Here is a 12900-nt window from a genome sequence, read left to right on the forward strand (position 1 = left end):
TCAGGCGCTCGCCGCAGCAACGGCCGAGCGGACGTCGCCGTCGTGCGACTCGAGCAGCCGGGCGGCCGTCGCCGCGTCCACGTCGGCGAGGAGCATGACGACGGCGGTCTTGGCGTGTGCGCCGGCCTGCTCCAGGGCGGCGTCGGCGATCGACCGCTCGACACCGGTGGCGTCCGCGACGATGCGCTGTGCGCGGTCGACGAGCTTCTCGTTGGTCGGCTTCACGTCGACCATCAGATTGGAGAAGACCTTGCCCGAGCGCACCATGGACGCGGTGGACAGCATGTTGCAGACGAGCTTCTGCGCGGTGCCGGCCTTCAGCCGGGTCGAACCGGTGAGCGCCTCAGGGCCGGTCATCACCTCGATGGCGATGTCCGCCTCGGCGCTGATCCGGGCGTTCCGGTTGCAGGACACCGCGATCGTCCCCGCGCCCAGGTGGCGTGCGTAGCGCAGGCCGCCGATGACGTATGGGGTGCGACCGCTGGCCGCGAGACCGACGACGACGTCCGTGGGGCGGAGGTCGGCCGCGATGAGTTCCGAGGCGCCGAGCTCGAGGTCGTCCTCGGCGCCCTCGACGGCGACGACGAAGGCGTGCTCGCCCCCGGCGATGAGCCCCAGCACCTCGGAGGGGTCGGTGCCGAAGGTCGGCGGGCACTCGACCGCGTCGAGCAGTCCGATCCGGCCGCTCGTCCCCGCACCGAGGTAGACGAGTCGCCCACCCTGCCGGCGAGCCTCCGTGATGCGTTCCACGGCGCGCGCGATGCTCGGCAGTTCCGCTCGGACCGCGTCGGCGACGAGTCGGTCCTCGTCGTTGATCACCTCGAGCAGCCGGAGCGTGTCCAGCGTGTCGAGGTCGACCGTGCGCGGGTTGCGTCCCTCGGTGGAGAGCGCTGCCAAGGTACTCGATGCTTCAGGCACGAACGGCCCTCCGTTCTGGGTCGGACGGGCTGACGCCGTCGTGGTGGTCCGTGGGGCTGTCGTCGGTCATGCTTCGAACCGCAGCGCGCGAGGAGGACCGTCGAGCGTCCGCGCGGGGAGCGAGTGTCCCGGGACGATCGCGCCCAGAACGCTGCCGTGTGAGGCGCCGGTGGCCGAGGGGAGGGATCCGGCCTGGCCGTTCACCGTCAGGAAGCCGAGGACGGCGAAGGCGAGCGCCTCCTTCGCGTCGGAGGGGAGGCCCGCGTCGTCGCTGCTGACGACGTCGGCCTCGGGGAGTGCGGCCCGGATGCGCGCGACGAGCTGAGGATTGCGCACCCCTCCGCCGGCGAGGATGACGCGTTCCACCCCACGGACGGCGTCCGCCACGGTCCGTGCGGTCAGCTCGGTGAGGGTCGCGACGAGGTCCTCGATCGGAAGCGTCGGACGGCCGGCGAGCTGCTCGCGGAGGTAGTCGAGGTGGAACAGTTCCTTGCCCGTCGACTTCGGAGCGGGGCGCTGGTAGTACGGCTCGCGCAGGAGGAGGTCGAGCGTCTCCTCGTGGACGGTGCCACGCGCGGCGAGCTCGCCGTCGGCGTCGAACTGCCGGGCGCCGCCGGTGTGCTCGGCGACGACGGCGTCGATGAGCGCGTTCGCCGGTCCACTGTCGAACGCGATCGGGTCGTGGCCCGGCCGCACGATGGTGGCGTTGGCGATGCCGCCGAGGTTGACGGCCGCAGCGGTCTCGCCACCCAGCCAGAGCGCGTCGACCATGCTGACGAGCGGAGCCCCCTGCCCGCCGGCCGCGACATCACGCGAACGCAGGTCGGCGACGACGGTGCAGCCCGTGCGTTCGGCGATCCAGGCCGGCTGGCCGAGCTGGAGCGTGCCCTCGACCCGGCCGTCCTCGACCCAGTGGTACATCGTCTGGCCGTGGGAGACGATCAGGTCGGCCTCCCCGTCGCAGAGTTCCGCGACCGCTCGGACCGCGAGATCGGCGAAGGCCTGCCCGATCCGCGTGTCCAACCGGCAGACGTCGTCGACACTGGTGGTCGCCGGCGGCAGGGCTGCGGTGATAGCGGCTCGCAGTTCCGGGTCGTACCCGGCGGTGATCATCCCGAGCGGGCGGACGACGAGGGTGTCGCCGTCCACGCCGATCTCGGCTGCGGCGGCGTCGATCGCGTCGTGCGAGGTGCCGGACATGAGGCCGATGACGCGCATCGGGCGGCTCACTTGCGCAGCTCCGCCCGGTGGGCGTTCCCGCGGAGCGTGCCGATGGCGATCGCGCTCACCAGGCAGGTCGCCATCACGTAGTAGGCCGGGACGTCGACGTTGCCGGTCGAGGCGATCAGCGAGGTGATGATGAGGCCGGCGCTGCCTGAGAAGACGGCGTTCGAGATCGAGTAGGACAATCCGAGACCGGTGTATCGCACGGAGGTGGGGAACATCTCGGCGAGCATGGCGGGGCCCGGGCCCGCGATCAGGCCGACGACCGCTCCGGCGACGAACACGGCGAGGCCGTGGACACCGACGCCGAGGTCCGGGTTCTGCAGCACGTTGAGCAGGGGCAGCGCCAGGATCACGATGAGACCGGTGCCGGTGAGCATCACCCAACGCCGACCGATCTTGTCCGACAGCCAGCCGGCCGGGAGGATCGTCGCCGCGAAGCCGGCGTTCGCGAGCACCGTGGAGATCAGCGCCTCCTGGAAGGACGCGTTGAGGCTGCTCTGGAGGTAGGAGGGCATGACGACGAGGAAGGTGTACCCGGCGGCGGACCAGCCCATCAGGCGGCCGATCCCCAGGAGGATCGCCTTGGCGGTCTCTGCGGCACCCGCGCGGACGACCGGCTCGGCGACCTTGGTGGTGTCGGCGGTGGCGACCTTCTGGAACTCCGGCGTCTCCTCGAGCCTCAATCGGAGGAACAGGGCGACCGCGCCGAGGGGGATGGCGAGCAGGAAGGCGATCCGCCAGCCCCACGCCGCCAGATCGGCTTCGGACAGCAGGGATGCCAGCAGCGCGACGGTGCCGGCGCCGCCGAGGAGTCCGAGTGCGACCGTGAACGACTGCCACGATCCGTAGAAGCCACGCTTCCCGGCCGGGGCGAACTCGGTCATGACCGAGACGGCGCCGCCGAACTCACCGCCGGCGGAGAGGCCCTGCAGGATGCGCACGATCGTGAGCAGGATGGGCGCCGCGACGCCGATCGAGGCGTACGTCGGGAGGATGCCGATGAGGGCGGTCGCCCCGGACATCATGACCAGGACGAGGATGAGCGTCGGTTTGCGACCGATCCGGTCGCCGATGCGGCCGAAGAGCGCAGCCCCGACCGGGCGGAAGAAGAAGGCGATCGCGAAGGACGCGTAGGTCGCGATGAGCGACTCGATACCGGTCTGTTGGCCGTCGCTGAAGAACTGTGCGGCCAGGATCGTGGCGAGGAACCCGTAGATCCCGAACTCGTACCACTCGATGAAGTTGCCGACGCTGCCGGCGACGATGGCCCGGCGTCGGGCGGTGCTGCTGATCACGTCGCTGCGTGGTGTGGAGCTGGTCACGGGACCTCCCTTGGTTCCTGGATCGTGCATGCCGGCAGTACCCGCGGTACTCCGCTATACGTGTCGGCCAGTCCGCACCTGAGGAGGGCACCGGTCGCGAGTCGTTGCAACAAACATACACAGTTTGACGCTGGATGGTAATTTCCATACATCCCGCCGGTGGGTGCCGACGGTACAGTGTTCACGGTCGAGAGGAGCACCGATGGGAGCCGACGTCCACCGGACATCACGAGCGGTGTCCACCGAGGTGCGCGCCCGCCTCGACGAACTCCGCCCCTCCGAGCGGCGGATCGCCGAATCGCTGCTCGCCGACCCGGGCGCCTTCGCGACGCGGTCGGTCGCCGAGATCGCCGAGGAGGCCTCGACATCGACGACGACGGTCGTGCGCTTCACGCGCAAGATCGGCTACGACCGCTTCAAGGACTTCCGCCACGACCTGACCGAGGAGAACCTCCGCGAGCGGCTCGCGCTCGCCGGGACCAATGTGCAGTCGCCCGACATCGTCGCCGGCGACAGCCTCGACGACATCGTCGCGAAAGTCGCCGCGAACGAATCCCTCTCGATCGCCGACACCGCTCAGGCCCTCGACACGGCAGCCCTCACGCGTGCGGTCGCCGCGGTCGCCGGCGCTCGCCGGGTCGACATCTTCGGTGTCGGGGCGAGCTCCATCGTCGCCGTCGACCTGCAGCGGAAACTCTCGCGGATCGGACGGGTGGCGCTCGAATGGCCCGACCCGCATGCCGCCTGGACCGCCGCGGCGATCCTCGACGAGCAGGCGGTCGCCGTCGCGATCTCGCACTCCGGCGCGACCGCGGACACCGTCGACTATCTCCGGCTCGCGGCCCGCTCCGGCGCGACGACCATCGCGATCACGAACCACGCGGAGTCGACCCTGGCGACCAGCGCGGACATCGTCCTCCAGACGTCCGCGCGGGAGACGGCGTTCCGCTCGGGAGCGCTCGGGAGTCGGATCGCGCAGCTGATGGTCGTCGACTGCCTCTTCATCGGCGTCGCCCAGGTCGACTCCGAGTCGTCCATCGGTGCGCTGCAGCGGACCTTCGACGCGGTACGGGAGCGTCGCTCCTCCGAGTGACGAGGGCGCCGGTATCCGATAGTGCCGCCGCCAGCCCCGTCGCAACCGGCCGGGCTAGAGCATCCCGGTCAGCACGCCGCCGTCCGCGCGGAGGGCCGCACCGTTCGTCGCCGACGCCAGTGGGCTCGCGAGGTAGGCCGCCAGCGAGGCGATCTCCTCGGGCTCGATGAAGCGTTCGAGCAGCGTGGAGTGGTTCTGGCCGATGATCGAGGCCTTCACGGCGTCGACCGGCGCGACCTGGTCGGCGGCGATTGACTCGATCGTCGTGGCGACGCCGTCCGAGTAGGTCGGGCCGCCGAGGATCGTGTTGACCGTCACGGCGGTACCACGGGTCCGTTTCGCGAGTCCGTTGCCGAGGGCGATCATCGCCGCCTTCGTGACGCCGTAGTGGATCATGTCGGCGGGGATGTTCACGCCGGACTCGCTGCTGACGAACAGGATGCGCCCCCAGCCGCGATCCAACATGCCTGGCAGGACGTGCCGGGACAGTCGGACGCCGCTCATCAGGTTGACCTCGAGGATGTGGGCCCAGTCGTCGTCCGAGACGGACTCGAACTGCGCGAGACCGAACTGGCCCACGTTGTTCACCAGGATGTCGACGGCGCCGAGGTCGCCGAGCAGTCGCTCGACGGAGGCCGGATCGGCGAAGTCCGCGACGATCCCGTCGTGGCCGACGTCGGGGTGCGTGCGCCGAAGTGCGGTGACCGCATCATGCACCGCCTGCTCGGAGCGCCCGTTCACGATGACCCGTGTGCCCTCCGCGGCGAGCGTCCGGGCGATGGCTGCGCCGATGCCACCGGTCGATCCGCTGATGAAGGCCGTCTTGCCTCGGAGTTGTAGGTCCATGTCATCTCCCTCTGTCGGCGATGCGCCTATTCACTTGCTCAGGCAAGTCACTCTAGGTCGGTTCACTTGCTCAAGCAAGTCGAATAGGCTTGCCCCATGACAGAATCCGCCGAACGTCCCGGTCTCAGCGGCGACCGGCTCGTGGCCTGGGCCTCCGTCGCCACCCTGCTGGAGCGGCTTCCTGCCGCGCTCGACGCCCAGCTGCAGCGCGACAGCGGACTGAGTCACTACGAGCACGGGCTGCTCTTCGCGCTCGACACCGCCCCGGACCGCACGCTCCGGATGAGCACACTCGCCGGGTACGCGAGCAGCACGCTGTCACGGCTCTCCCGCGCGGTCTCGCGGCTGGAGAAGCAGGGCTGGGTGCGTCGCGAGGTCGATCCGACCGACGGCCGGTTCACCCTCGCCGTCCTCACGGACGACGGCCACGCCCACGTCGCGCGGTCCACGCCCGCGCACCACGCCCTGGTCGAGGAGCTCGTCTTCGGCTCGCTCACCCAGGCGCAGGTGCGGCAACTGGCCGAGATCAGCGCGAAGATCGCGACGGCGATCGACCCGACCGTGCCATGGGCGCCGTCCGAGTGAACCTCGGAAGAACATCCTTGTGGACCCGCTCACGCCGGGCGTAGCTTGACCGCATGAGCCTCTTCATCACGTGTCCGGTCGAGAGCGTCGACCGCGCGACCGCCTTCTACGACGCCCTCGGCTGGACCCGCAACGCCGCGATGTCCACCGACCAGGTGTCCTGCTTCGAGATCGCGCCCGAGCAGTACGTCATGCTCGGCAGCCGGGAGATGTACGCGAGTGTCGGCGGCACTGAGGAGCTGATCGGTGGACCCGACACGCCCTCGAAGGTCACGGTCTCCTTCGACCTCGGGAGCCGCGAGGCGGTCGACGAGCTCGTGGAGCGGGCCGGCGCCGCAGGTGGACGGATCGGCGACACCGACGACTACCCCTTCATGTACCAGCGCCAATTCGACGACCCCGACGGGTACCACTACTCGCCGTTCTGGATGAAGCCCGACGCCGAGCCGACCGACTGAGCGACCTCGCCGCGACACGGCACGGCGAGCAGGTCGCCGGGCGCGAGGTCGCGGGGGAGTGGCACGCGCTGCTCGATTCCGGCCTCGCTGCCGATGCGGAACGGCACCGTGTGCGTCGTCGACGCTCGCCCGATGAGCCGGAGTTCCGACCAGCACGGTTCGACGTCTGAGAGGCAGGCCTCGAGGGTGAGGTTATGGCCGTCCTCGTCGAAGATCGCCGTGTTCACGCGGACGACGACCACGGAGGTGAGTGCGACGGGGGACGGGCACCCGCCCGTGCCGGGGATCACCGCTGCCGCCGAATGGACGCAAGGGGTTCCGCACTGTTCGGCCAGGCGCAGCATCGGAACGTCGTCGACGATCACGTCCGTGGTGCTGAGGTGGGTGTGTGCCGGCCAGCGGTCGGGGGCGAACGGGTCCGGGATGCTGCGGCGGAGTGAAGGCAGGATCGTCGTGAGGGTCATGCCCTCCGGTCTACGCCTCGCCACCCGCGCGAGCCCCGGTCCTCACGGGATCCATACGTCGATCCCCGGAACCCCGACGGTCTCCTCACGTTCCGCTCGGGCGAGCGGAGCCATCAGGCCTCGAACATGGTCTGCATCTCCTGTCAGAGCTCGCGCGCGAACGACACCGTCGTGGTCGTGCGTCCGGTCTCTGCGAGCCCCGCCTTCAGGAGGACCCGCTGGGATGCGACGTTCGTGACGTCGGTCTCAGCGGCCGCCCGTTCGGCGCCGTGCGCTGCGGCGCACGACAGCGCGCCGACGACCGCTTCCGTCGCGAGTCCGACCCCGCGAGCGGCGGGAACGAGACCGTAGCCGAACTCGACGCGACCGTCGATGTCGGGCGGCCCGAAGAAGCCGAGTCCACCGACGGCCGAACCGTCGGCATCACGGATGAGGTACATCGTGAAGATCGGGTCGCTGACGGTCGATTCCGCGAGACCGCGGAGCGGGCCGAGCTCATCGGCGAAGGGGTACTCCGGGTGCCAGGCGTCACCGTCACGCTCGTCGCGTTCGACGATGCGTCGCGCGAGCGCCGGTGAGATCGATTCGAGGGTGGTTCGTTCGGTGCGGATGATCATCGACGCCAGTCTGGCAGGGGCTCGCGACGATGATCGCACCGTGCGCAGGTGCGGTGGTTCCCGTGGAATCGGTGGAGGGCCTGCAGCCTACGAGGGATCGCCGTCCTCGGGCAGCGATCGACGCTGCCGGGCGGCGCGCCACTTGAGGAGCGTCAACACGAGATTGAGGACCACCAGCGACAGCGCGACGAGTTTCAGCGGCAGTGGCATCGATGGGTTGAAACCCAAGATCAGCGCGAGGATGGCGAGGAAGCCGAGTCGGACCCACGGTGCGGCTCCGGTGCTCTTCATACCGTCACTGTATCCGGGTGCTCGTAACGGGTAAGGCTCCCGGCTCTGATGTGGACGGCGCTTGACTCCGACGTGACGTCATGGTTTTCGCTAGGGGTGTCCGTCCCCTCAGCGAAGGAACTCCCATGACCGACTCATCGTCGAACACTCCGTCTCACCTCTCCGGCTACGTGCAGGGCTTGCGGCATCGCCCACAGCTCTGGCGCACACTCGTGGCCGCCGTGAGTGGCATTCTCACGCTCGTGGTGGTGCTCGGTGTCGCCGCGATCCCGGTCGGCCAAGCAGCGGACCGACTGATCGGCATCACCCCGTTCGACCCGGCGAACCCGTCCTTCACGGTCGGCTTCTGGGCGGCGGGCAACGTCCTCGTCGCGCTGCTCATCCCCGTCAGCATGGTGCTCCACAAACTCGTGTACGGCGCCTCGCCCGGAGCGTTGACCTCGGTGACAGGCCGCTTCCGGTGGATGCTTCTCGCGCGAGCCTCAGTCGTCGTGCTGCCGGTGTGGGTCGCCTACGCGGTGATCATGCAGCCGTTCCTCGGCACCGGACTTCCGAAGTGGACGACGGTCAATCTCGTGCTCTGCGTGGTCGCGCTCGTGACCATCCCGCTGCAGTCGGCCGGCGAGGAGTACCTGTTCCGGGGCCTGATCTTCCGGGCGATCGGGGCGCGATTCGCTCGCCCGGTCGTGTCGTTGGCGGTCGCCACCGCCGTGACCGCGCTGCAGTTCGGGCTGATCCACGGGGCGACCGATCCGTGGGGTGTCGCGTACTACGTCGTGATGGGGATCGGCTTCGCGGTCCTCGCCGAACGCACCGGTGGTCTCGAGGTCCCGATCCTCATCCACGCGGCGAACAACACACTGCTGCTCGTGCCGGTCGTCCTCGCCGGGGAGTTGGCGACGGTGTCGACGCCGACCGGCCCGATCGTGCTGGTGCCGATGCTGCTCGTGGCGACGGTGACCTGCGTACTGTGGAAGCTGGCGCCGTGGCTGACGGCACCCGCGCGGCGGCGAGAGGAGGTGGCAGTGTGAGGAGCAGTGACCTCGCCCGTTTGGCCGGCGTCTCGGTGCGCACGCTCCGTCACTACCACCAGATCGGTCTGCTACCCGAACCTGAGCGCTCCGCGAACGGCTACCGGGACTACGCAGCCTCCGACCTCGTCCGAGTGCTGCGCGTGAGACGACTCGCGGATCTCGGCGTGCCGCTCGCCCGCATCGATCCGACGGCCGACGTCGAGGACGAACTCACACGGCTGGACGAGCAGTACGCGCAGCAGATCGAGGAGCTCCAGGCGCGGCGGGACATGATCGCCGCGCTGCGCGAACACGGGACGCACGTGGACACCCCTGCGTACGCGCAGCGCTACCTCGACGCCCTCGGCCGACGGCAGGACCTCTCGCCGCGATCCGTCCAAACCGAGCGGGACGCCTCCGTCCTGGTCGAGCTGTTCCTCGACCGGAAGACGCTGGCCGAGCTCGACAAGATCGACGCGCCCACACTCGTGCAGCTCACCGACCTCACCGCGGCCCTCTTCGGTCTCGCTGACGACGCCCCCGAGGAGGTGGTCGACGCCGTGGCGGACGGTCTGGCGGCGGTGTTCGGCCGCTTCCAGCGCACCTCCGACACACCCCGGCTCAGCCGCGGGGCCGCCGACTCCCTCGACGACCACGTGAGCAGGCAGCTCACCTCGAAGCAGCTGGCGGTGGTTCGGCGGGCGACGAGACACCTGTGATCGACATCCGATCAGCGACGTGGTTCGCTGGCAAGACGGGTTCCCAGCGTCGGGAGGCTGTCGATCCGTGAGGGAGCGCAGTGCGATGAGACCACTCCGATACTCGATCAACGTGACGCTCGACGGGTGCTGCCATCACGAGGCGGGACTCCCGCCCGACGAGGAGTCGATGCAGTACTGGACCGCGCAGCTGGCGCGGGCGGACGCCCTCCTGTTCGGCAGGGTGACCTACGAGATGATGGAGTCGGCCTGGCGGAGACCGGCCTCCGGCACCTGGCCGGACTGGGTCGAGCCGTGGCAGGTCCCCTTCGCGGAGGCCATCGACCGGGCGGAGAAGCACGTGGTCTCGAGCACGTTGAGTGATCCCGGCTGGAAGGCGGAGCTGGTCCGTGGCGACCTCGAGGAGGAGGTTCGGCGGCTGAAGCAGGATCCGGGCGAGGGCCTGTGGGTGGGTGGGGTGACGCTGCCGCTCGCGCTGGCGGACCTAGGACTCATCGACGAGTACGAGTTCCTCGTGCAGCCGGTGCTTGCCGGACGCGGCCCGACCCTGCTCGCCGGGCTGCGCGAGCGCATCGAGCTCGAACTCGTGGACCGCCGGGAGTTCCGCTCGGGCGCGGTCGCCATGCGGTATCGGCCGGCGTGACACCGCGGCCCAGAGAGCCCGTTCTGCTCCATCCGCCCCTCGCAGTGAGCAGAACGCGCACTTTCGAGCCCCGATCCGAACTTGAGCTGCATTCCTAGTACAAGTTTGTGCTACCTTGTCAGCACAAGGCGCGCTGCGCCCCGTCCGACGCTCTGAGAGGTACCGATGCTCACGACACTCCTCACGCTGCTGTTCGAGGTCAAGCAGATCCTGCCCCTCGAGAACGCACTGACCTTCGGGCTGGCGATCTTCGCGCTGTCCTGGGTGCGCCCGCGTCGCATCGTCTCGTTGCCCGAGCGAGGCTTCCGTCACACCGTGCTCCGCTGGGCAGGGACTGCGGGTGCCGTCACGATCGTGGTCACCGCGACCCTCGCGAGCGCTCTGAACGTCGGCGTGTACGACGCGTCCGGATACGACGGTTGGTGGCGGCGACCGGCACCGCTCGTCGTCGCGACCCTCGTGATCGTGATCGCTGCGCTCGCTCTGCGTCGTGGGCCCGTGCCCGCGCCGGGTGAGCGAGCGATCACGCCGCTGCGGGCGTGGAACACCTTCGCATCGCGCGTGTCGCTGTGGATCGCGGGCATCGCGGCGTCGCTGGCCCTCCTGACCGCCACCTGGCAGATCGCCAGTGCGACGACGGCGCCCGAGAACGGCCAGTTCTTCGGACATGTCCCCGACTATTCGCCCCTGCCGATCTACGCGATTTTCAACAACGGGTTCGGTTACGTGTCCGGGTCGGGGTGGCCGAACCACCTCGCCACGGTCATCGTCATCCTGCTGGCTGCACTGACGCTCGTCCTCGTGCTCCGCACCGACGCCAACCGGCCGATCCTCGCCCGGCCCACCGTGCCGAGTGTCCGACCGGACCGCGAGTCGACCGCCCGGGTGTTCACGCTCCTCACGCTCGCCGGCCTCACCGCCACACTCGGAGCCGTCTGGATGCACGTGGGGTCGGCGGGGACGTCGCTCGTCGGAATCGACGAGTACTGGGTGTCGGAGAACGTCTCGAACACGCGCATGTTCATCGACGGCGGATACAGCGCGATCGCTCGACCGATGAACCTCGCCGGCTACGCCCTCCAAGGAGCCGGTGTCGCTCTGGCGCTCCGAATCGCGGTCGACACCGTACGCGCGGCGCTCGCCACACGAACGCGCTCCGACGTGGACGTCGAGTTTGCCGGGTCGGCTCGATGAACCACCTGTCGGCCGACGAGATCACCGAACTCTTCCGCGGCGCTATCCGGTCGGGGCTGCTGGGAGACGGCGAACGCCTCCCGACCGTACGGCAGACCGCTCGGGACTTCGCGGTCGCCCAAGCCACGGCGGCGAAGGCCTATCGGGCGCTCGAACAGGAGGGTCTCGTCGTGACCCGGACCGCGGCCGGCACCCGCGTGGCCCCCGGAGCCTCGCGGGCGCCGCAAGCGGTCATCGAACGGGCTCGTGCGCTCGTCGAGGCCAGCGATGCGGCCGGGCTGGCCGTCGAGGACGTCCTTGCGATCGTCCGTGCGATCGCGAACCGCAGCGCGGAGGAGCCGTCGAAGGCGGACCGGCTGGACGGCTGAGCGAGCGGCGCGTACCGAGACCGAGGGGCTATACCGCGCCACGACGCACGACAGCCGGGAGAGGATGGACACATGACCGCTCTCTCCGGAATCGATATCGCCGCCGAACTCCGACAGGTCGAGGCCCATTGGACGCCTCGAGTGGTCGGGAGGGTCAACGATCAATACGTGAAGGTCGCGAAACTCCTCGGCCAGTTGGTCTGGCACGACCACGCGAACGAGGACGAGATGTTCCTCGTCGTCTCGGGCACGCTGCGTATCCAGCTCCCCGACGATGAGGAGGTCGTGCTCACGCCGGGCCAGTTCTTCGTCGTGCCGCGAGGCGTGCAGCACAATCCCATCGCCGACGAGGAGGTCGAGATCGTCCTGATCGAGACCGTCACGACTGCGCACACCGGCGACGTGATCGTCGAGGGCACGGTGCCCGTCGAGCGCCAGCTGGGCGACTTCCGCTGACGACCTGACCGCCGGCCGCCGCTCGACCGTAGGGTGGGCGGATGCCTATTGCGGATGAATCGCATTGGACCACCCTCGGAAGGACGACGGTCCACCGAGGCCGGGTCACCTTGGTCGATCACGAGGTCCGATTGCCGGACGGGTTGCGATCCAGGTATCTCGTCGACGAGAGCGTTCCCTTCTCCGTCGCCTCGCTGATCATCGACGGCGACGACGTGCTCCTCGCCCGGCAGTACCGATACCCGCTCGACCGCTGGATCCACGACCTGCCGGGTGGTGCCGGTCGAACGGACGAAGCCCCGCTCGAGGCCGCCCGACGCGAGCTCGAAGAGGAGCTCGGCATCGTTCCGGACGACCTCCGACCGCTGCACACCTTCTTCATGAACCCGGGGCGGGCGTCCTGGCCGACACACCTGTTCATCTCGACTCGAGGCATCCGTTCCGGCCTGGTGGACCTGTCGGATCCCGCGGAGCAGGTGCGGCCCGTGCGGATCCCGGTGCCCGAGCTCGACGCGCTGATCGCCTCCGGAACGATCGTCGACCCGCCGCTCATCGTCGCCCGAGCCATGGCGGCGGCCCAGGGCATCCTCCCGCCGCTCGGAGCGGCCAGCGAGGAGCGATCTCGCTGAGCGCGTCTGACTGAGAGCTTCAGCAGGCGCCACCGGTCACGCTCCCTCGATTCGGGT

17 protein-coding genes are annotated in these 12900 nt (G+C 69.4%); 10 read left to right on the forward strand and 7 right to left on the reverse strand.

Features of this window, described 5'->3' with window-relative positions:
- The 3 genes from murQ to BIU99_RS15670 all read right to left on the reverse strand — a co-directional run bounded on the left by murQ (nucleotide 1) and on the right by BIU99_RS15670 (nucleotide 3467).
- The gene (gene murQ, locus BIU99_RS15660; RefSeq protein ID WP_071262088.1) at nucleotides 1-918 is read right to left on the reverse strand and encodes an N-acetylmuramic acid 6-phosphate etherase; all 918 of its coding nucleotides are present in this window, start codon (nucleotides 916-918) and stop codon (nucleotides 1-3) included.
- A gap of 66 nt (nucleotides 919-984) precedes the next feature.
- Entirely contained in the window at nucleotides 985-2148 is a 1164-nt protein-coding gene (locus tag BIU99_RS15665) for an anhydro-N-acetylmuramic acid kinase (protein ID WP_254773633.1), read from the reverse strand.
- The gene (locus tag BIU99_RS15670; RefSeq protein ID WP_071262091.1) at nucleotides 2145-3467 is read right to left on the reverse strand and encodes an MFS transporter; all 1323 of its coding nucleotides are present in this window, start codon (nucleotides 3465-3467) and stop codon (nucleotides 2145-2147) included. The genes BIU99_RS15665 and BIU99_RS15670 overlap by 4 nt, the downstream gene beginning before the upstream one ends.
- 202 nt (nucleotides 3468-3669) lie before the next feature.
- Here BIU99_RS15670 and BIU99_RS15675 point away from each other — a divergent pair, with 202 nt between their 5' ends.
- Complete coding sequence (locus BIU99_RS15675) at nucleotides 3670-4560, forward strand: MurR/RpiR family transcriptional regulator (RefSeq protein WP_071262092.1); 891 nt, start codon at nucleotides 3670-3672, stop codon at nucleotides 4558-4560.
- Nucleotides 4561-4614: 54 nt separating this feature from the next.
- Here the strand turns inward: BIU99_RS15675 and BIU99_RS15680 are convergent, their stop codons facing one another.
- Complete coding sequence (locus BIU99_RS15680; protein WP_071262093.1) at nucleotides 4615-5406, reverse strand: SDR family NAD(P)-dependent oxidoreductase; 792 nt, start codon at nucleotides 5404-5406, stop codon at nucleotides 4615-4617.
- A 96-nt stretch (nucleotides 5407-5502) separates the two neighbouring features.
- Here BIU99_RS15680 and BIU99_RS15685 point away from each other — a divergent pair, with 96 nt between their 5' ends.
- Both BIU99_RS15685 and BIU99_RS15690 read left to right on the forward strand, forming a co-directional pair.
- Nucleotides 5503-5991 (forward strand): MarR family winged helix-turn-helix transcriptional regulator, encoded by a 489-nt coding sequence (locus BIU99_RS15685; RefSeq protein ID WP_071262094.1) that lies wholly within the window; start codon nucleotides 5503-5505, stop codon nucleotides 5989-5991.
- Nucleotides 5992-6044: 53 nt separating this feature from the next.
- The gene (locus BIU99_RS15690) at nucleotides 6045-6449 is read left to right on the forward strand and encodes a VOC family protein (RefSeq protein WP_071262095.1); all 405 of its coding nucleotides are present in this window, start codon (nucleotides 6045-6047) and stop codon (nucleotides 6447-6449) included.
- On the opposite strand, the gene BIU99_RS15695 is transcribed toward BIU99_RS15690, so the two are convergent.
- The 3 genes from BIU99_RS15695 to BIU99_RS15705 form a co-directional block, all read right to left on the reverse strand.
- Nucleotides 6404-6913, reverse strand: coding sequence for a hypothetical protein (locus BIU99_RS15695; protein WP_071262097.1), 510 nt, complete (start codon nucleotides 6911-6913; stop codon nucleotides 6404-6406). The two genes, BIU99_RS15690 and BIU99_RS15695, sit on opposite strands and share 46 nt — an antisense overlap.
- 143 nt (nucleotides 6914-7056) lie before the next feature.
- Nucleotides 7057-7530 carry a GNAT family N-acetyltransferase gene (locus BIU99_RS15700; RefSeq protein ID WP_071262099.1) on the reverse strand — a complete coding sequence of 158 codons (474 nt, stop codon included), beginning with the start codon at nucleotides 7528-7530 and terminating at the stop codon, nucleotides 7057-7059.
- An 87-nt stretch (nucleotides 7531-7617) separates the two neighbouring features.
- Nucleotides 7618-7821 (reverse strand): hypothetical protein, encoded by a 204-nt coding sequence (locus tag BIU99_RS15705; RefSeq protein ID WP_064295631.1) that lies wholly within the window; start codon nucleotides 7819-7821, stop codon nucleotides 7618-7620.
- Between the two features lie 125 nt (nucleotides 7822-7946).
- Here BIU99_RS15705 and BIU99_RS15710 point away from each other — a divergent pair, with 125 nt between their 5' ends.
- From BIU99_RS15710 to BIU99_RS15740, 7 genes are all read left to right on the forward strand, one after another.
- Nucleotides 7947-8852: a CPBP family intramembrane glutamic endopeptidase gene (locus BIU99_RS15710; protein ID WP_071262100.1), complete on the forward strand. Its 906-nt coding sequence runs from the start codon at nucleotides 7947-7949 to the stop codon at nucleotides 8850-8852.
- Complete coding sequence (locus BIU99_RS15715; protein ID WP_082916092.1) at nucleotides 8849-9553, forward strand: MerR family transcriptional regulator; 705 nt, start codon at nucleotides 8849-8851, stop codon at nucleotides 9551-9553. The genes BIU99_RS15710 and BIU99_RS15715 overlap by 4 nt, the downstream gene beginning before the upstream one ends.
- Before the next feature lie 85 nt (nucleotides 9554-9638).
- Nucleotides 9639-10196 (forward strand): dihydrofolate reductase family protein, encoded by a 558-nt coding sequence (locus BIU99_RS15720; protein WP_071262102.1) that lies wholly within the window; start codon nucleotides 9639-9641, stop codon nucleotides 10194-10196.
- A gap of 165 nt (nucleotides 10197-10361) precedes the next feature.
- Nucleotides 10362-11390 (forward strand): hypothetical protein, encoded by a 1029-nt coding sequence (locus tag BIU99_RS15725; protein ID WP_071262103.1) that lies wholly within the window; start codon nucleotides 10362-10364, stop codon nucleotides 11388-11390.
- Nucleotides 11387-11758 carry a GntR family transcriptional regulator gene (locus BIU99_RS15730; RefSeq protein ID WP_071262104.1) on the forward strand — a complete coding sequence of 124 codons (372 nt, stop codon included), beginning with the start codon at nucleotides 11387-11389 and terminating at the stop codon, nucleotides 11756-11758. Before BIU99_RS15725 ends, BIU99_RS15730 begins: the two co-directional genes overlap by 4 nt.
- 72 nt (nucleotides 11759-11830) lie before the next feature.
- Complete coding sequence (locus tag BIU99_RS15735; RefSeq protein ID WP_071262105.1) at nucleotides 11831-12214, forward strand: cupin domain-containing protein; 384 nt, start codon at nucleotides 11831-11833, stop codon at nucleotides 12212-12214.
- 41 nt (nucleotides 12215-12255) lie between these two features.
- The gene (locus tag BIU99_RS15740) at nucleotides 12256-12843 is read left to right on the forward strand and encodes an NUDIX domain-containing protein (protein WP_071262106.1); all 588 of its coding nucleotides are present in this window, start codon (nucleotides 12256-12258) and stop codon (nucleotides 12841-12843) included.
- Nucleotides 12844-12900: the final 57 nt, after the last annotated feature.

Source organism: Plantibacter sp. MMLR14_011, assembly GCF_001865025.1.
GTDB classification, from domain to species: Bacteria; Actinomycetota; Actinomycetes; order Actinomycetales; family Microbacteriaceae; genus Plantibacter; species Plantibacter flavus_A.

Excerpts from the sequence above, each read along its gene's own strand:
- BIU99_RS15740 (WP_071262106.1), top strand. The coding sequence starts at position 12,256 with ATGCCTATTGCGGATGAATCGCATTGGACCACCCTCGGAAGGACGACG.
- BIU99_RS15720 (WP_071262102.1), top strand. The coding sequence starts at position 9,639 with ATGAGACCACTCCGATACTCGATCAACGTGACGCTCGACGGGTGCTGC.
- BIU99_RS15700 (WP_071262099.1), bottom strand. The coding sequence starts at position 7,530 with ATGATCATCCGCACCGAACGAACCACCCTCGAATCGATCTCACCGGCG.
- BIU99_RS15680 (WP_071262093.1), bottom strand. The coding sequence starts at position 5,406 with ATGGACCTACAACTCCGAGGCAAGACGGCCTTCATCAGCGGATCGACC.
- BIU99_RS15710 (WP_071262100.1), top strand. The coding sequence starts at position 7,947 with ATGACCGACTCATCGTCGAACACTCCGTCTCACCTCTCCGGCTACGTG.
- BIU99_RS15705 (WP_064295631.1), bottom strand. The coding sequence starts at position 7,821 with ATGAAGAGCACCGGAGCCGCACCGTGGGTCCGACTCGGCTTCCTCGCC.
- BIU99_RS15690 (WP_071262095.1), top strand. The coding sequence starts at position 6,045 with ATGAGCCTCTTCATCACGTGTCCGGTCGAGAGCGTCGACCGCGCGACC.
- BIU99_RS15735 (WP_071262105.1), top strand. The coding sequence starts at position 11,831 with ATGACCGCTCTCTCCGGAATCGATATCGCCGCCGAACTCCGACAGGTC.
- BIU99_RS15685 (WP_071262094.1), top strand. The coding sequence starts at position 5,503 with ATGACAGAATCCGCCGAACGTCCCGGTCTCAGCGGCGACCGGCTCGTG.
- BIU99_RS15725 (WP_071262103.1), top strand. The coding sequence starts at position 10,362 with ATGCTCACGACACTCCTCACGCTGCTGTTCGAGGTCAAGCAGATCCTG.
- BIU99_RS15695 (WP_071262097.1), bottom strand. The coding sequence starts at position 6,913 with ATGACCCTCACGACGATCCTGCCTTCACTCCGCCGCAGCATCCCGGAC.
- BIU99_RS15675 (WP_071262092.1), top strand. The coding sequence starts at position 3,670 with ATGGGAGCCGACGTCCACCGGACATCACGAGCGGTGTCCACCGAGGTG.
- BIU99_RS15730 (WP_071262104.1), top strand. The coding sequence starts at position 11,387 with ATGAACCACCTGTCGGCCGACGAGATCACCGAACTCTTCCGCGGCGCT.